This is a genomic window from Citrobacter sp. H12-3-2 (genome assembly GCF_009649895.1).
GTDB lineage: Bacteria > Pseudomonadota > Gammaproteobacteria > Enterobacterales > Enterobacteriaceae > Citrobacter > Citrobacter portucalensis.
This window is the reverse complement of sequence record NZ_CP045837.1, coordinates 1,861,810-1,878,430: the sequence shown is the minus strand read 5'-3', so window position 1 is coordinate 1,878,430 and position 16,621 is coordinate 1,861,810. Positions and strand designations below refer to the sequence as shown.

The 16,621-nt window shown below is 53.1% G+C and carries 16 protein-coding genes, 1 pseudogene and 1 other annotated feature; of the genes and pseudogenes, 10 read left to right on the top strand and 7 right to left on the bottom strand.

The window, feature by feature from the left end; translation table 11 throughout:
* Positions 1 to 133: 133 nt before the first annotated feature.
* From phsC to phsA, 3 genes are read right to left on the bottom strand one after another with little or no spacing between them, the layout of a single operon-like run.
* Positions 134 to 901, bottom strand: coding sequence for a thiosulfate reductase cytochrome B subunit (phsC, locus tag GHC22_RS08815; RefSeq protein ID WP_153752728.1), 768 nt, complete (start codon positions 899 to 901; stop codon positions 134 to 136).
* Positions 898 to 1,476 carry a thiosulfate reductase electron transport protein PhsB gene (gene phsB, locus GHC22_RS08810; RefSeq protein ID WP_153752726.1) on the bottom strand — a complete coding sequence of 193 codons (579 nt, stop codon included), beginning with the start codon at positions 1,474 to 1,476 and terminating at the stop codon, positions 898 to 900. The genes phsC and phsB overlap by 4 nt, the downstream gene beginning before the upstream one ends.
* A 14-nt stretch (positions 1,477 to 1,490) precedes the next feature.
* Positions 1,491 to 3,764, bottom strand: a complete 2,274-nt coding sequence (phsA, locus tag GHC22_RS08805; protein WP_008785159.1) for a thiosulfate reductase PhsA — start codon at positions 3,762 to 3,764, stop codon at positions 1,491 to 1,493.
* Positions 3,765 to 4,163: 399 nt separating this feature from the next.
* Between phsA and sbcB the strand changes: the two genes are divergently transcribed.
* Entirely contained in the window at positions 4,164 to 5,588 is a 1,425-nt protein-coding gene (gene sbcB, locus GHC22_RS08800; RefSeq protein WP_153752724.1) for an exodeoxyribonuclease I, read from the top strand.
* A gap of 58 nt (positions 5,589 to 5,646) precedes the next feature.
* Here the strand turns inward: sbcB and plaP are convergent, their stop codons facing one another.
* The 4 genes and pseudogenes from plaP to GHC22_RS08780 form a co-directional block, all read right to left on the bottom strand.
* Complete coding sequence (gene plaP, locus GHC22_RS08795; RefSeq protein WP_003834188.1) at positions 5,647 to 7,008, bottom strand: putrescine/proton symporter PlaP; 1,362 nt, start codon at positions 7,006 to 7,008, stop codon at positions 5,647 to 5,649.
* Positions 6,998 to 7,060 (bottom strand): membrane protein YoeI, encoded by a 63-nt coding sequence (gene yoeI / locus GHC22_RS24875; RefSeq protein ID WP_099045591.1) that lies wholly within the window; start codon positions 7,058 to 7,060, stop codon positions 6,998 to 7,000. The genes plaP and yoeI overlap by 11 nt, the downstream gene beginning before the upstream one ends.
* 162 nt (positions 7,061 to 7,222) lie before the next feature.
* Positions 7,223 to 8,207: pseudogene (locus GHC22_RS08785) on the bottom strand (LysR family transcriptional regulator).
* 41 nt (positions 8,208 to 8,248) lie between these two features.
* Positions 8,249 to 9,073, bottom strand: a complete 825-nt coding sequence (locus GHC22_RS08780; protein WP_008785162.1) for an SDR family oxidoreductase — start codon at positions 9,071 to 9,073, stop codon at positions 8,249 to 8,251.
* Positions 9,074 to 9,247: 174 nt separating this feature from the next.
* On the opposite strand from GHC22_RS08780, the gene hisL reads away from it, so the two are divergent.
* The 9 genes from hisL (at position 9,248) to hisIE (ending at position 16,600) form a co-directional block, all read left to right on the top strand.
* Positions 9,248 to 9,295: a his operon leader peptide gene (gene hisL / locus GHC22_RS08775; protein ID WP_100250077.1), complete on the top strand. Its 48-nt coding sequence runs from the start codon at positions 9,248 to 9,250 to the stop codon at positions 9,293 to 9,295.
* Positions 9,271 to 9,393: a sequence feature (His leader region), on the top strand. Its footprint overlaps the gene before it by 25 nt.
* 45 nt (positions 9,394 to 9,438) lie before the next feature.
* A complete protein-coding gene (hisG, locus tag GHC22_RS08770; RefSeq protein ID WP_003834191.1) occupies positions 9,439 to 10,338 on the top strand; it encodes an ATP phosphoribosyltransferase in 900 nt (299 codons plus the stop codon).
* A gap of 127 nt (positions 10,339 to 10,465) precedes the next feature.
* Positions 10,466 to 11,770: a histidinol dehydrogenase gene (hisD, locus tag GHC22_RS08765; protein ID WP_048235082.1), complete on the top strand. Its 1,305-nt coding sequence runs from the start codon at positions 10,466 to 10,468 to the stop codon at positions 11,768 to 11,770.
* Positions 11,767 to 12,846, top strand: a complete 1,080-nt coding sequence (gene hisC, locus GHC22_RS08760; RefSeq protein ID WP_048235080.1) for a histidinol-phosphate transaminase — start codon at positions 11,767 to 11,769, stop codon at positions 12,844 to 12,846. Before hisD ends, hisC begins: the two co-directional genes overlap by 4 nt.
* Positions 12,843 to 13,910 (top strand): bifunctional histidinol-phosphatase/imidazoleglycerol-phosphate dehydratase HisB, encoded by a 1,068-nt coding sequence (gene hisB / locus GHC22_RS08755; RefSeq protein WP_000080054.1) that lies wholly within the window; start codon positions 12,843 to 12,845, stop codon positions 13,908 to 13,910. The genes hisC and hisB overlap by 4 nt, the downstream gene beginning before the upstream one ends.
* Positions 13,910 to 14,500, top strand: coding sequence for an imidazole glycerol phosphate synthase subunit HisH (gene hisH, locus GHC22_RS08750; protein WP_153752722.1), 591 nt, complete (start codon positions 13,910 to 13,912; stop codon positions 14,498 to 14,500). The genes hisB and hisH overlap by 1 nt, the downstream gene beginning before the upstream one ends.
* Positions 14,500 to 15,237 (top strand): 1-(5-phosphoribosyl)-5-[(5-phosphoribosylamino)methylideneamino]imidazole-4-carboxamide isomerase, encoded by a 738-nt coding sequence (hisA, locus tag GHC22_RS08745; RefSeq protein ID WP_008785166.1) that lies wholly within the window; start codon positions 14,500 to 14,502, stop codon positions 15,235 to 15,237. Before hisH ends, hisA begins: the two co-directional genes overlap by 1 nt.
* The gene (hisF, locus tag GHC22_RS08740; RefSeq protein WP_019077116.1) at positions 15,219 to 15,995 is read left to right on the top strand and encodes an imidazole glycerol phosphate synthase subunit HisF; all 777 of its coding nucleotides are present in this window, start codon (positions 15,219 to 15,221) and stop codon (positions 15,993 to 15,995) included. Before hisA ends, hisF begins: the two co-directional genes overlap by 19 nt.
* A complete protein-coding gene (gene hisIE / locus GHC22_RS08735) occupies positions 15,989 to 16,600 on the top strand; it encodes a bifunctional phosphoribosyl-AMP cyclohydrolase/phosphoribosyl-ATP diphosphatase HisIE (protein WP_153752720.1) in 612 nt (203 codons plus the stop codon). Before hisF ends, hisIE begins: the two co-directional genes overlap by 7 nt.
* The last annotated feature ends 21 nt before the right edge of the window (positions 16,601 to 16,621 follow it).

Genomic DNA, 16,621 nt, shown 5'->3' with positions numbered 1-16,621 from the left:
AGGAAATGGAGAAATAGCCGTTCTTTTTACGGAAGTTCTGGCGAACAAACATGGATAAATTGCAAGAAAATGTGACATAAGGCACATTTTCTTGCTGTAAGGAAAGGATTTCAGATATCGACCGCGTCTGACGTTACCCTTTGCGCGGTGCTGTCTCTGCGTGATGGCTGCGATGACGATGATAGCCATCTATCATGCTGCGGAAAATTTGCCCCGGTGTGTCACCCAGCGTGCACAGGTAAATATGTGCACAGATGAACAGTAAGCCGACAATCGCCAACACCATATGCAGCACCAGCATCAAAGGCCCAGCCCCTACCACCTGCGGGTAGAGGCATAACAACCCGGTGATGATTAGCAGCGGAATCAGCGCATACATGATGGCCAGATAAGCCAGCTGTTGTAGCGGGTTAAATTTACTCTCTGCCGTTGCGGCAAACGGGTGTGGTTCACCCTTCATGATGCCATACAGATAAAAGCGCGTTTGCAACAAGCAGCGTGATATCAACCCGTTAAACTTCACCCGGTAATGACAACCGTTGCCGCTGGTTGCGTTGATTAGCACAAAACCAACCCAGAAGGCCAACAAGGCGAAACCGCACCAGGTATGTACCTGCACCATCAATGCCACCGGTCCGACAGAGAAGTGACCAAACAGGCCACTCAGCAAAAGCAGGATAAAAAGCAGCGCATTACCCCAGTGCCAGCGGCGGACAGCCAGAGAATAAAGGTAATCCCGATGTTCTTCTCCGGTTGCTGTTTTGGGTGCCAGCATCCGACGTAACAGCGCGTGCATAACCAGGCCCGCAATCATCAGCACAATAACAACGCCTGCATAAATGAGCCACAGCGGCCAGTAGTCCGGCGCATAGTTAAGCTCTGCTCCCCAGATAGAATTCATACTTTACCCTCCTGATGGATCTCTTTACGCCGATAAACACTCACCGGACCGCTACGCGTATCCTGCTGGCGATAAACCTCTTTTTGATTTATCCAGTGCTGAATTTCCGGGTCGTCACGACGACCAAATTTCAGCGCATCCGTCGGACAAACGGAAACGCAGGCGGGCGATTGACCGCTCTCGAGTCGGGTATCTGCACAGAAGTTACATTTGTCGGCAATTCCCGTTTGCGGATTGAGATAACGGACATGGAACGGACAAGCAGCAACGCAGTAGTCACAGCCAATACAGCGAGACTTATCCACTTGCACAATGCCATTTTCGTCGCGAAATGACGCACCAGTCGGACAGACGCTGACACACGGCGCATCTTCACAATGCTGACAGGAAACGCGAACAAACTGGAAGTGGGACAGCACCTCGGGTTCATGTTCGGGTGAACGGATCTGCACCTGTAGACGGCTAAATCCCTCTGGCACATCATTCAGAACTTTGCAGGCAACCGTACATGCCTGACAGCCGATACAGCGTTTCTCGTCATGCAGCATGACATAAGGGTTTGTAGATTGATTCATGATGTTCTCCTTTCTCATGCCCGACGAAGCGTAACGCCAGCGGTGTGGACCACCGTACCGGAAACCGGACTGGTAACATGCGGAAGCAAATTACCGCAATGGATACCGTGCGTTGTCGCTGCGGTTTTGGCTCCCGCCTTGGCGCCAAATCCCATATAAACAAACAGCGTATCGGGCCGAATTCCGGCGGTGACCAGCGCTTTGCCTTTTTCCTTGCCGGTCGCATTTTCCAGCCAGATGTCATCACCGCTTTTGATGCCTTTTTCACGGGCCGTTTGCGGGTGGATCCACACCGCGTTATCCCACATCAACTCGCTAAGCAGTGGCACGTATTGCGTCGCACCGTTGGTATGAACCGCCACTTTTCCCTGGATAAAATAGAGTTCACTGTCGCCTTTAAGCGCAAAATTGCGCGCGCGCGGAATACCGTATCCAGGCAGGAGCGTTTCCAGCTCTTCGGAATAGAGTTCGATTTTTCCTGACGGAGATTTAAAGCGCAGTTGCTCGCCATAGGTACCGTCGCTGTCAACCGCCACCGCGCCCGGATAGCGTTCCACAAACTGACGCACCGCTTCAGGTTCACGCAGCAGCAACGGAACACCCCACTCCCGATACCCTTTCTGACGCAATTCAGCAGATAGCGCATGATCGCCATTAAGCTGGTATAACTGACGCGTTTGCATATCCTGCCATGGGTAGAATTGGCCAAGGCCTAACTGCACGGCCAGCTCTTTCCAGATTTGCCAGCTCGGACGCGCATCACCAATAGGTTCTACTACCTGCTGACGCAGGGCATAGGCTGGATTCAGACCCGACATGTCTGAAACTTCTTCATCGCGCTCAAGATAAGTACATTCAGGCAAAAGGTAGTCGGCATACGCCGCGCTTTCGCTTAGGTAGACATCACAACTGACCACAAGGTCGAGCTGTTCAACGGTTTTGACCAGATCTGGTCGACAGGTTACGGTTTGGAAAGGGTTGTGTCGGGACATAATCCATCCCTTCACCGGATAAGGCGTCTGGTTTAACACAGCATCAATGATGCTTTGCACCACACCACCGCCCGCCGCGATGTACTTAAACTGCGGGGCTACCAGATCGATACGCTGCGCCGTTGGCTTGGGTAATTTGACATCGGGTTTTGCCAGCACCGGAGCGACCTTCTCTCCAGCCAGCTTATTGTAAGTTGCCGCCGCTTTTTTCTGATACAAACCGCCTTCACGCTCAATATTGCCAAGCAGCACATTGAGGGTAAAAATCATGCGCCGCATATCAATTTCTTCTTGCGAAAACGTCGCGCGATGGCCCGGACTGACGATGGCATGAGGCGCGCAGGCGGCCATTTCGCGGGTGACCCGAACAATGACATCAGCAGGCACATCCGCGAGCTGCTGCGCCCATTCCGGCGTGGTCTCTTGTACCGCTTCTGCCAGTTGCTCAAACCCCGTGGTGTAGCGCGCAACGAAGTCCGCGTCATACAGATTTTCATTGATCATGACGTGACACATGGCCATCAGCACCGGTAAATCGCCGCCCGGCTTGAGCGCATGCCATTCATCCGCCTTGCTGGAGAATACGGACAGACGGGGATCGAAACTGACCATCTTCGCCCCCTTCTCCTGCGCGGTCATCAGCTCATGCGTATCAGCAACCTCGATCCCTTCATAGAGGTTATGGCCAAAAGAGACCATATAACGGGTATTGGCGATATCCATGGCTAAATCGCCACCCATCATAACTTTAGCGGCAATGGCTTTGCCGGCAGGACACGTTGATGCATGAGTAAAGGTATTCGGTGACCCGAAAGCTGTCGCGAGGTGAAATAAATGGCCAGACAGCGAGCCAGATTTAGACGAGAAGACGACTCCCTGGGGACCATATTGCGTTTTTATTGCCGTCATTTTTTCGGCAATTTCTTTATACGCCTGTTCCCAGCTAATCACCTGCCAGTCACCGCTCCCGCGAGGTCCTGTGCGTTTCATGGGTTTAACAATGCGATGAGGGTCGTTGACCAGGCTAACGCCGCTGCCGCCGCGAGCGCAGACACGTGTCCCCTGCTGTGGCGCATTAGGGTTTCCCTGAATAAAAACCGTTTTATTATTAATCACCTGAGCCTGAATTGGACAGCGAAAAGAACACATCTCGCACAAACTTGGCGTCAGGGATGTTTTCCCTTTGATGCTCTCTGGAGAATTTCGCGCCAGTGCCCCAGGCGGGAAACTGCCTATCGCACAGGCTGAACAGCCTATACCCACTCCTCGCAAAAAATTACGCCGACTAATGCTCATATAACCTCCTGTTATTAGATATATCCAATAATTATATGGCGTTTGGATTATTTATTTTTTACATCAATCACATTTCATTACAATGCATGACAGCGAATTGACATAAATAAAAACCCATTGTTTATAAAAGATTTTTAAAGTTTCCAGAACACAACTAAGAAGAGGAAAATAACAATAATGGTTATCAGTTAGATTATTTACAACCCCGCAACTTCAAGATGTTTTATTTCCGTAATTTATTTTAACAGTGCGGAATTTATTAATTAATTCCATTAATGTCCTGTTTATCTCAATTTTATTGCGTACACAATCCAGCTTCGATAATGCCATAGCTGATTATCTCGCTATTTTTTGGTATTCTTGAACCAGCGCTAAATTGATCCCGGACATAACTGAACAATGAATGACGGCAAGCAGCAACCTGGTTTTCTCTTCCACGATTACGAGACCTTTGGTACCCATCCGGCGCTGGACAGACCCGCGCAATTTGCGGCTATACGCACAGATAATAATTTCAACATCATCGGTGAACCAGAAGTCTTTTATTGCAAACCCGCGGACGATTATCTGCCGCAGCCTGAGGCGGTGTTGATTACAGGTATCACACCGCAGGAAGCACGTGAAAAGGGAGAAAATGAAGCCGCTTTTGCTGCACGCATCCACGCCCTGTTCACCGTGCCGAAAACCTGTATCCTGGGTTATAACAACGTGCGCTTCGATGATGAGGTGACGCGCAACATCCTGTATCGCAATTTCTACGATCCCTATGCCTGGAGCTGGCAGAACGATAATTCGCGCTGGGATCTGCTGGATGTGATGCGCGCCTGCTATGCCCTGCGCCCTGAAGGCATTAACTGGCCGGAAAACGACGACGGCTTACCCAGCTTCCGCCTGGAGCATTTGACCAAAGCCAACGGTATTGAGCATACCAACGCTCACGATGCGATGGCGGACGTATACGCCACAATCGCAATGGCGCAATTAGTGAAGTCGCGCCAGCCGCGTCTGTTTGATTACCTCTACAGCCATCGTAATAAGCACAAGCTGGCCGCGCTGATTGATGTCCCGCAAATGAAACCGCTGGTCCATGTCTCTGGTATGTTCGGCGCATGGCGCGGAAACACCAGTTGGGTAGCGCCGTTGGCGTGGCATCCGGAGAATCGTAACGCGGTTATTATGGTCGACTTAGCCGGTGATATTTCGCCGCTGCTCGAACTCGACAGTGACGCCCTGCGCGAGCGGCTTTACACGTCTAAAGCGGATCTGGGTGATAACCCGGCCGTACCGGTTAAACTGGTGCACATCAACAAATGCCCGGTACTGGCACAGGCTAATACCCTGCGTCCGGAAGATGCCGACCGTCTTGGCATTAACCGCCAGCACTGTCTGGATAATCTCAAAGTTCTGCGCGAAAATCCGCAGATACGAGACAAAGTGGTCGCGATCTTTGCCGATGCGGAACCCTTTACACCATCAGATAACGTAGATGCCCAACTTTATAACGGCTTTTTCAGCGATGCTGACCGTGCGGCGATGAAAATCGTTCTGGAAACCGAACCACGCAATTTACCGGCGCTGGATATCTCCTTTGTCGATAAGCGCATTGAAAAACTGTTGTTTAATTACCGTGCACGTAACTTCCCGGGAACGCTGGACGAAGCAGAACAGCAACACTGGCTGGACCATCGCCGCCAGGTATTCACACCGGAGTTTTTGCAAAATTACGCCAATGAACTGCAGTTATTGAGCCAGCAATATGCGGATAACAAAGAAAAGTTGATGCTGCTGAAATCACTCTGGCAGTATGCCGAAGAGATTGTATAAATCCCACGTATAAAAAAACGGAGAACATGTCTCCGTTTTTTTTAGTTAAATGCTGCTATTACGCGACATCTTCGTCGTACTGCGGTACCGGGTTGCGGAAGCTTTTGGTCACACAAGCCAGGTAAATCAGACCGATACCGGCCCAGATCAGACCCAGAACCATTGAGCTCTCTTCCAGATTCACCCACAGCGCACCAACGGTCAGCGCACCGCACATCGGCAGGAACAGATACTGGAAGTGGTCTTTCAGCGTCTTGTTACGCTTCTCACGGATCCAGAACTGGGAGATCACCGACAGGTTAACGAAGGTAAACGCCACCAGCGCACCAAAGTTAATCAGCGCCGTCGCCATCACCAGGTCGAAGTTGATTGCCAGCAGAGCAATCGCACCAACCAGAATGATGTTCATAGACGGAGTACGCCATTTCGGGTGTACATAACCGAAGAAACTTTTCGGGAACACGCCGTCACGCCCCATCACGTACATCAGACGCGCTACGCCAGCATGCGCCGCCATACCGGACGCCAGTACGGTAATGGTAGAGAAAATCAGCGCGCCAACCTGGAAGAACTTACCGGCGACGTACAGCATGATTTCCGGCTGTGAAGCGTCTGGATCTTTGAAGCGCGAGATATCCGGGAAGTACAGCTGCAACAGATAGGTGGAGACGATAAAGATCAGGCCACCAATCAGCGCAGTCAGGAAAATCGCACGCGGGATCACGCGCTCAGCGTCTTTGGTTTCTTCTGACAGGTTGCTGATACCGTCAAAACCGGTGAACGAGAAGCACAGGATGGTCGCGCCCGTGATCATCGGGATCACGTGTGCATCACCTGACCAGAACGGACGGCTGCTCGCCAATGTACCAGCACCTTCCCCTTCGAACACGCCATAAACGACCATGCCGAGGATCACTGCAATCAACACCACCTGCAACAACACGATTACGGTGTTGAAATTCGCAACGGATTTAAGGCTGCGCAGGTTGAAGGCGGTCATAAAGGCCACCAGCGCCACCACGAATATCCATGACGGTATCGACGGCACCAGGGCTTCAAAATAAATTTTTGCCAACAGAATGTTGATCATCGGAGCGAACAGGTAGTCCAGCAGTGATGACCAACCCACCATAAAGCCAACGGTCGGGCTAATGGATTTCTGGGCGTAAGTGTAGGCAGAGCCTGCAGACGGATAGCGACGCACCAGTTTACCGTAGCTCAGTGCGGTAAAGAGGATGGCGATCAGTGCAAAGGCGTAAGCTGTCGGGACGTGACCATCGGTCATTCCTGATACGATACCGAATGTATCGAACAGCGTCATCGGCTGCATATAGGCAAGGCCCATCATGACAACCGGAACCAGCGTAAGCGTTTTACGTAATTCCACGCGAGAGGTGTTTGGAGTAGCGTTATGCGACATGGTTATCCCCCATTACGGCGAAAACCGTCGCGTAAGCAAAAAATTGCCCCATTTTTTGTTAATCCTCAGCGACAACAACTGTCGATTTTTAAGTAAGTATCTATCCGGTACGAAGCCCGGCCTCTTTTATGAATGATTGGTTTGATGCAAAAAAATAACCGACGCGTATTAAAACGTCGGTTAATATCATTTTTTGCAAGCGGCGTATTTTGCCCTAAATTGGGGAGAAATAACAAGAGATTGAAGCGACCACAAAAGAATATTTTTTCTTAACTGATTGATTTGTCAGCAGCCGTTTTAACATACACCCCCGCAATAGCACTATTTGCTAAAATTTCATCCCGCCACCAGGCACTGGCCAACCCGGCGGTCTGTTCATTCCAGCCTATCCACACGGGTTCAAAGACAATTTGCGCGACCACTTTTTTCTCAATCAGTGCGCCGCTCTCCAGAAATCGCTGCGCCAGGTAGCGCGGAATATAGCCACATCCCAGACCGCTGATTTGCAGTTCCAGCTTGGTTTTGAAGTCAAAAACGGTAATGGCTTCTTGATCGTCCAGCACCTGGGAACCTGAGACGTTGGCATGCTGCGCATTGTCGCCCACCACAATGGCGCGAAAACGGCGAATGGTACGACGATTTAACGGTTCCTGTTCCTGCGCCAGCGGGTGATGCGGCGCAACCACAAACACCTGTTCCAAAACCCCGAGCCGTGCAAAGCCAAATTCACTCGCTGCAGGGGGTTCATGCATGGCGCCAACGATAATATCCGCCCGGCCCTGAGTGAGGGCATCCCAGGAGCCGCCCAGCACGCCATTGATAAATTTCAGGCGCGTCACGCTGTGGTGTTGATAGAAAGACTCGATGAGTGGGGCCAGCAGTGAAAAGGGAAACGTATCATCTACGCCAATAACCAGTTCATTCTCCCAGCCTTCGTGAAGTTTAATCGCCTGCTTTTCAAGTTCGCGAACGGTGTGCAGCACCTCCCGCCCCTTTTCCAGCAGCATCTGCCCGGTGCGGGTGAACTTAGCCCGGTGTCCGCTGCGATCGAGTAGCTGAATATTAAGATCGCTTTCCAGCTTATGGACGGTGTAGCTAAGCGCAGACGGCGTCTTAAACAATTTTGCCGACGCCGCCGCGAAACTGCCCTCTTTTTCTAATGCATCGAGGATGATAAGAACGTCCAGCAGTGGTTTCATACTCGCCCCCTGGCGGTATACAGCGGCACTCTGCTGGATTGTCACTCCATCGGCATCACCAGCGGGTCAGGATACTGGTACTCAAACCCAAGCTCATTACAAATACGGTTGCCATCAATGACTTTACCTTTACCGTTATCCGTACCGCCGCGAAATTCCGGCGGCTCCATCCCCAACTGGCGGGCCATCTGCGGATAGAACACGTTACGCGCCGGATGCATAGGCGCACATATATTATAGATGTGTCCCCCTTTAGGCGCTTGCAGCAGTAACGTGATGGCAGAAACCACATCGTCCAGATGCACCAGATTGACGCCATGATGTCCGTCTGGTGCCGTCTTGCCGGCAAAGAAGCGACCAGGATGTCTTCCCGGACCGACCAACCCGGCCAGACGCAAAATATCCACCGACGTGCCTGGCAAATTGTGCAACCAGTCTTCAAGTTCTTTCAGGACACGACCGCTCGCCGTGACCGGATTACGCGGCGTCCCCTCTTTCACTGTGCCTTGAACGTCACCATAGACTGACGTCGAACTGGTAAAAATAATTCGTGGGATCCGATACGCCAGCGCGCTGTCGACCAGCTCCTGCATTGCCTGCAAGTAAAATGCTTCCCCAGGACCGCTACGACGCGCAGGCAGCGTAATAACCAGCGCATCGGCGTCCATCAGTGCATCGAGATCGTCAGCCTCACAGACCAGTTCAGGTTCCAGGCGCAGCGAATAACTCTCAATACCGCTCATGCGGGCCGCTTCCACCCCATCCAATGTGGTTTTGCTGCCGGTAACCTGCCAGCCTCTCGCCGCCAGCGACATGGCTAACGGCATGCCTAACCAACCTAACCCGACAATTGCGACCTTTTTCATGCCTTCTCTCCTGACTTTTGGCCTATAACGCAAGGCTACGCCAGCCCACGGTGGCTGACAATTCATAGTATCAATATGAAATGAATTAATGATCAAAAAAAGCCCTTGCTTTCCGTAGCTAAAGTGGTTTAGGTTAAAAGACATCAAATGAATAAACATTCATCGAGAAAATTTATGACACGCGCTCAATTCAAACACCATCATCACCATCATCCTGACTAGTCTTTCAGGCGATGTGTGCTGGGAGACGTTTAAATCTTCCAGCGGTGCATGAGCGTATGAGAAAGCCCCCGGAAGATTTCTTCCGGGGGCTTTTTTTTGTGCGTGACCCAAACTGATTCAGACAGGATAACGAGGAATAAAGAATGTTAGACAACACCCGTTTACGCATAGCTATGCAGAAATCAGGCCGCTTAAGCGATGATTCACGCGAATTACTGGCCCGTTGCGGCATTAAAATTAATCTTCACACCCAGCGCCTGATTGCGATGGCGGAGAACATGCCGATCGATATTCTGCGTGTGCGTGATGACGATATCCCGGGTCTGGTGATGGACGGTGTCGTTGACCTCGGCATCATCGGGGAAAACGTTCTGGAAGAGGAACTGCTCAACCGCCGGGCACAGGGTGAAGACCCTCGCTATTTTACCCTGCGCCGTCTGGACTTCGGCGGCTGCCGTCTCTCGCTGGCTACCCCGGTTGATGAAGCCTGGGATGGCCCGGCAGCGCTGAACGGTAAACGTATCGCGACCTCTTACCCACACCTGCTCAAACGTTATCTCGATCAGAAAGGAGTTTCGTTTAAATCTTGTCTGTTAAACGGTTCTGTAGAAGTTGCTCCCCGTGCGGGTCTGGCTGATGCGATTTGCGATCTGGTGTCCACCGGCGCAACGCTTGAAGCCAACGGTCTGCGCGAAGTAGAAGTGATCTACCGCTCTAAAGCCTGTCTGATTCAGCGCGACGGCGAAATGGCCGAAGCCAAGCAACAACTGATCGACAAACTGCTAACCCGTATCCAGGGGGTTATTCAGGCCCGTGAATCCAAATACATCATGATGCACGCGCCGAGCGAGCGTCTGGACGAGGTCATCGCCCTGCTGCCCGGCGCTGAGCGCCCTACCATTCTGCCTCTGGCGGGCGACCAGCAGCGTGTTGCCATGCACATGGTCAGCAGCGAAACCCTGTTCTGGGAAACAATGGAAAAACTGAAAGCGCTCGGTGCCAGCTCAATTCTGGTGTTGCCGATTGAGAAGATGATGGAGTGATCTGATGCCTGATGGCGCTTCGCTTATCAGGCCTACAAGAATTGTCACAATCATTGATATTACGGGTCTTGTTGGCCGGATAAGGCAGCGCCGCCATCCGGCAACACCCGATGATGGAGTAACGACCATGAGCTTCAATACCCTGATTGACTGGAATAGCTATAGCCCTGAGCAGCAGCGCGAACTGTTGATGCGCCCGGCAATTTCCGCCTCTGAAAGCATCAGCCGCACAGTGGCTGAGATCCTTGAGAACGTCAAAAATAACGGCGACCGGGCGCTGCGTGAATACAGCGCAAAGTTCGATAAAACCGAGGTTGGCGCGCTGCGCGTGACCGAGGAAGAAATCCAGCAAGCCAGCAGTCGCCTGAGCGACGAACTGAAACAAGCCATGCAGGCGGCGGTGCGTAATATTGATACTTTCCACACCGCGCAGATCCTGCCACCGGTGGATATCGAGACCCAGCCAGGCGTGCGTTGCCAGCAGGTTACCCGCCCTATCGCTTCCGTGGGCCTGTATATTCCTGGAGGTTCGGCGCCGCTGTTTTCCACCGTATTAATGCTGGCGACCCCGGCGCGCATCGCCGGTTGCAAAAAAGTGGTGCTGTGCTCACCGCCGCCGATTGCAGATGAAATCCTCTACGCCGCGCAGCTGTGTGGCGTAAAAGAGGTGTTTAATGTAGGCGGCGCGCAGGCTATTGCCGCGCTGGCGCTGGGCACCGAATCTATTCCTAAGGTCGATAAAATCTTCGGGCCAGGCAATGCATATGTGACCGAAGCCAAACGCCAGGTCAGCCAGCGTCTTGACGGCGCGGCCATCGACATGCCTGCTGGCCCGTCCGAAGTGCTGGTTATCGCCGACAGCGGTGCGACGCCGGACTTTGTTGCCTCTGACCTGCTTTCTCAGGCAGAACACGGCCCCGACTCGCAGGTTATTCTCCTGACGCCAGACGCTACGCTTGCCGAAGGCGTTGCCAAAGCCGTTGAACGCCAGCTCGCTGAGCTTTCCCGCGCTGAGACCGCACGTCAGGCGCTCTCCGCCAGCCGCTTAATCGTGGCGAAAGATCTGGCGCAGTGCGTTGAAATATCTAACGCCTACGGTCCGGAACACCTGATTATTCAGACCCGCAACGCGCGTGAACTGGTTGATGAGATCACCAGCGCCGGTTCGGTGTTCCTCGGGGACTGGTCGCCGGAATCCGCAGGCGACTATGCTTCTGGCACCAACCACGTTCTTCCGACCTACGGCTATACCGCGACCTGCTCAAGCCTTGGGCTGGCTGATTTCCAGAAACGGATGACCGTACAGGAATTAACCCCACAAGGTTTCTCTGCCCTGGCCTCAACCATTGAAACACTGGCCGCTGCTGAACGACTGACTGCCCACAAAAATGCCGTCACCCTGCGCGTTAACGCCCTGAAGGAGCAAGCATGAGCACTGACAACTTTCTCAGCGTCACTGATTTAGCCCGTAAGAATGTTCGCGAATTAACGCCCTATCAGTCTGCCCGTCGTCTCGGCGGTAACGGCGATGTCTGGCTCAACGCGAATGAGTACCCAACCGCCGTTGAGTTCCAGCTCAGTCAGCAAACGCTGAACCGCTACCCTGAATGCCAGCCGAAAGCTGTGATTGAGAATTACGCGCAGTATGCTGGCGTCAAGCCGGAGCAGGTGCTGGTCAGCCGCGGCGCAGATGAAGGGATCGAACTGCTCGTGCGCGCGTTTTGCGAACCCGGTAAAGATGCGATTCTGTACTGCCCGCCAACTTACGGCATGTACAGCGTCAGCGCCGAAACGATTGGTGTTGAGTGCCGCACCGTTCCAACCCTTGATAGCTGGCAACTTGATTTGCAAGGCATCGCGGACAAGCTTGATGGCGTGAAAGTTGTTTACGTATGCAGCCCGAACAACCCAACCGGCCAACTGATCAAGCCACAGGATCTGCGTTCGCTGCTCGACATGACGCAGGGTAAAGCTATCGTGGTTGCCGATGAAGCGTATATCGAGTTTTGCCCACAGGCCACGCTGGCAGGCTGGCTGTCTGAGTATCCGCATCTGGTGATATTACGCACGTTGTCCAAAGCGTTTGCGCTCGCCGGTTTACGCTGCGGGTTTACGCTGGCGAATGAAGAGGTTATCAATCTGCTGTTAAAAGTGATTGCCCCTTACCCACTCTCTACGCCGGTGGCAGATATCGCCGCCCAGGCGCTGACGCCGCAAGGGATTTCCGCCATGCGTAAACGCGTAGAGCAGATCCTGGAAGAGCGTCAGTATCTGGTAGATAACCTGAAAACAATTCGCTGTGTAGAGCAGGTATTCGATTCTGAAACTAACTATGTTCTGGCGCGCTTCACCGCATCAAGTAGCGTATTTAAATCTTTGTGGGATCAGGGCATTATCTTACGAGATCAGAATAAACAACCTTCGTTAAGCGGCTGCCTGCGAATTACTGTCGGAACCCGTGAAGAGAGCCAGCGCGTCATTGACGCCTTACGTGCGGAGCAAGTATGAGCCAGAAGTATCTTTTTATTGACCGTGATGGAACCCTGATTTCCGAACCGCCAAGTGACTTTCAGGTCGATCGCTTTGACAAACTCGCCTTCGAGCCGGAAGTTGTTCCCGTTTTGCTGAAACTGCAAAAAGCAGGTTTTAAGCTGGTTATGATCACTAACCAGGATGGACTCGGAACCCAGAGTTTCCCGCAGGCTGATTTTGACGGTCCGCATAACCTGATGATGCAAATTTTCACCTCTCAGGGCGTGACGTTTGATGAGGTACTGATTTGCCCGCACCTGCCAGCAGACGAGTGCGATTGCCGTAAGCCAAAAGTGAAGCTGGTTGAACAGTATCTGGTTGAACAGGCCATGGATATGGCGAACAGCTACGTCATTGGCGATCGGGCGACCGATATTCAGCTCGCTGAAAACATGGGCATTAGCGGATTGCGTTACCATCGCGATACCCTGAACTGGGCGATGATCGGCGAGCAGTTGACCAAACGTGACCGCTACGCACACGTTGAGCGTAATACTAAAGAAACGCAGATTGACGTCAAAGTCTGGCTGGACCGCGAAGGCCGCAGCAAAATCAATACCGGCGTTGGCTTCTTTGACCACATGCTGGATCAAATCGCCACCCACGGCGGTTTTCGCATGGAGATTGCCGTCAAGGGCGATCTGTATATAGACGATCACCACACCGTTGAAGATACCGGTCTGGCGCTGGGCGAAGCCTTAAAGCTGGCGTTAGGCGATAAACGCGGCATCAACCGTTTTGGTTTTGTGCTGCCGATGGATGAGTGTCTGGCACGTTGCGCGCTGGATATCTCCGGCCGTCCACACCTGGAGTACCGCGCGGAGTTTACCTACCAGCGCGTTGGCGATCTGAGCACGGAGATGATCGAACACTTCTTCCGTTCACTCTCTTACACTATGGGCGTCACCTTGCACCTGAAAACCAAAGGCAAAAATGACCACCACCGTGTGGAGAGCCTGTTTAAAGCCTTTGGCCGTACGCTGCGTCAGGCGATTCGTGTAGAAGGCGACACGCTGCCCTCTTCAAAAGGAGTGCTGTAATGAACGTGGTGATTCTGGACACCGGCTGCGCCAACCTGCACTCGGTAAAATCAGCCGTCGCACGCCACGGATACGACCCGGTTGTCAGCCGTGACCCGGACCTAGTGCTGCGCGCCGATAAACTGTTTCTGCCGGGCGTCGGCACCGCGCAGGCGGCTATGGACCAGTTGCACGAGCGCGAACTGATTGAACTGATTAAAGCCTGCACGCAACCGGTACTGGGGATCTGTTTAGGTATGCAACTGCTGGGCCGCCGCAGCGAAGAGAGTAACGGTGTCTCCCTGCTGGGCATTATTGAGCAGGATGTCCCGAAGATGACCGATTTCGGTCTGCCGCTGCCGCATATGGGCTGGAATCGCGTCTATCCGCAGGCGGGAAATCGTCTGTTCCAGGGCATTGAAGATGGCGCCTATTTCTACTTTGTACACAGCTACGCTATGCCGGTAAACCCGTGGACCATCGCCCAGTGCAATTACGGCGAACCGTTTACCGCGGCAGTACAAAAGGACAATTTCTTTGGCGTACAGTTTCACCCGGAACGTTCGGGCGCGGCTGGGGCACAGTTGCTGAAAAACTTTCTGGAGATGTAATGATTATTCCGGCATTAGATTTAATCGACGGCACGGTGGTGCGTCTTCATCAGGGCGATTACGCTAAGCAACGTGATTACGGCAACGATCCTCTCCCCCGTTTGCAGGATTATGCCGCCCAGGGTGCTGAAGTGTTGCACCTGGTAGATTTAACCGGCGCGAAAGATCCGGCGCAGCGCCAGATCCCGCTGATCAAAACGCTGGTCGCTGGCGTCAATGTTCCGGTTCAGGTTGGCGGCGGCGTGCGTACGGAAGCAGACGTGGCGGCGCTTCTTGACGCAGGTGTGGCGCGCGTGGTGGTGGGTTCGACGGCGGTAAAATCCCCCGAGATAGTCAAAAGCTGGTTTGCCCGTTTTGGTGCCGACGCACTGGTGCTGGCGCTGGACGTTCGTATTGACGAGCACGGCAATAAACAGGTTGCGGTCAGTGGCTGGCAGGAAGATTCCGGGGTTTCACTGGAAGAACTGGTTGAGACCTATTTACCCGTCGGCCTGAAACACGTGCTGTGCACCGATATCTCCCGCGACGGTACGCTGGCAGGCTCAAACGTCGCGCTGTATGAAGAAGTATGCGCCAAATACCCGCAGGTGGCGTTTCAGTCATCTGGCGGCATTGGCGGAATCGAGGACGTAGCGGCCCTACGCGGGACCGGAGTTCGCGGCGTGATCGTCGGACGAGCCCTGCTGGAAGGAAAGTTCACCGTTGAGGAGGCCATTCAATGCTGGCAAAACGCATAATTCCTTGTCTGGACGTCCGTGATGGGCAGGTGGTAAAAGGCGTCCAGTTCCGTAATCACGAGATTATTGGCGACATTGTCCCGCTGGCAAAACGCTATGCCGATGAAGGCGCAGATGAACTGGTGTTCTACGATATCACCGCTTCCAGCGATGGACGCGTAGTGGATAAAAGCTGGGTATCACGCGTGGCGGAAGTGATCGATATTCCGTTCTGCGTAGCCGGCGGCATTAAATCCATCGACGATGCAGCGCGCATTCTCTCCTTTGGGGCGGATAAAATCTCCATCAACTCCCCGGCGCTGGCCGAACCGGAACTTATCACCCGTCTGGCTGATCGCTTTGGCGTGCAGTGCATCGTGGTGGGCATTGATACCTGGTATGACGCCGAAACCGGCAAATATCATGTAAATCAGTATACCGGAGATGAAAGCCGTACCCGCGTCACTCAGTGGGAAACACTGGACTGGGTGCAGGAGGTCCAAAAACGCGGCGCGGGCGAAATCGTCCTGAACATGATGAACCAGGACGGCGTACGTAACGGTTATGACCTGGAGCAACTGAAAAAAGTGCGTGATGTTTGCCACGTTCCGCTGATTGCCTCCGGCGGTGCGGGCACCATGGAACATTTCCTGGAAGCTTTCCGGGACGCCGACGTGGACGGCGCGCTTGCCGCCTCCGTCTTCCACAAACAAATTATCAATATTGGCGAATTAAAAGCGTACCTGGCAACACAGGGCGTGGAGATCAGGATATGTTAACGAAGCAACAATGCCGCGAGCTGGACTGGGAAAAAACCGACGGACTGATGCCAGTCATCGTGCAGCATGCGGTTTCCGGTGAGGTGCTGATGCTGGGTTATATGAACCCGGAGGCGCTGGATAAAACGATCGAAAGCGGCAAAGTGACCTTTTTCTCACGGACCAGGCAGCGCCTGTGGACCAAAGGAGAGACCTCCGGTCACTTCCTGAATGTGGTGAGCATTGCGCCTGACTGCGACAACGACACTCTGCTCGTTCTGGTTAATCCGATTGGCCCAACCTGCCATAAAGGCACCTCAAGCTGCTTTGGTGACGCCAGCCACCAGTGGCTGTTCCTGTATCAGCTTGAGCAACTGCTGGCCGAACGTAAAACCGCTGACCCAGCTAGCTCCTACACCGCGAAACTCTATGCCAGCGGCACCAAACGCATCGCACAGAAAGTGGGTGAAGAAGGCGTAGAAACCGCGCTGGCCGCGACGGTGAACGATCGTTTTGAGCTGACAAATGAAGCTTCTGATCTCATGTATCACCTGCTGGTGCTGCTGCAGGACCAGGACCTCGACCTGACGGTGGTGATTGAGAATTTACGTAAGCGTCATCAGTAAGTTGCAGACGTAAAAAAACCG

Excerpts from the sequence above, each read along its gene's own strand:
- GHC22_RS08780 (WP_008785162.1), bottom strand. The coding sequence starts at position 9,073 with ATGAAAAAGGTCGCAATTGTCGGGTTAGGTTGGTTAGGCATGCCGTTA.
- hisG (WP_003834191.1), top strand. The coding sequence starts at position 9,439 with ATGTTAGACAACACCCGTTTACGCATAGCTATGCAGAAATCAGGCCGC.
- phsB (WP_153752726.1), bottom strand. The coding sequence starts at position 1,476 with ATGAATCAATCTACAAACCCTTATGTCATGCTGCATGACGAGAAACGC.
- plaP (WP_003834188.1), bottom strand. The coding sequence starts at position 7,008 with ATGTCGCATAACGCTACTCCAAACACCTCTCGCGTGGAATTACGTAAA.
- phsC (WP_153752728.1), bottom strand. The coding sequence starts at position 901 with ATGAATTCTATCTGGGGAGCAGAGCTTAACTATGCGCCGGACTACTGG.
- hisC (WP_048235080.1), top strand. The coding sequence starts at position 11,767 with ATGAGCACTGACAACTTTCTCAGCGTCACTGATTTAGCCCGTAAGAAT.
- hisA (WP_008785166.1), top strand. The coding sequence starts at position 14,500 with ATGATTATTCCGGCATTAGATTTAATCGACGGCACGGTGGTGCGTCTT.
- hisF (WP_019077116.1), top strand. The coding sequence starts at position 15,219 with ATGCTGGCAAAACGCATAATTCCTTGTCTGGACGTCCGTGATGGGCAG.
- sbcB (WP_153752724.1), top strand. The coding sequence starts at position 4,164 with ATGAATGACGGCAAGCAGCAACCTGGTTTTCTCTTCCACGATTACGAG.
- hisIE (WP_153752720.1), top strand. The coding sequence starts at position 15,989 with ATGTTAACGAAGCAACAATGCCGCGAGCTGGACTGGGAAAAAACCGAC.
- hisB (WP_000080054.1), top strand. The coding sequence starts at position 12,843 with ATGAGCCAGAAGTATCTTTTTATTGACCGTGATGGAACCCTGATTTCC.
- phsA (WP_008785159.1), bottom strand. The coding sequence starts at position 3,764 with ATGAGCATTAGTCGGCGTAATTTTTTGCGAGGAGTGGGTATAGGCTGT.
- hisD (WP_048235082.1), top strand. The coding sequence starts at position 10,466 with ATGAGCTTCAATACCCTGATTGACTGGAATAGCTATAGCCCTGAGCAG.
- hisH (WP_153752722.1), top strand. The coding sequence starts at position 13,910 with ATGAACGTGGTGATTCTGGACACCGGCTGCGCCAACCTGCACTCGGTA.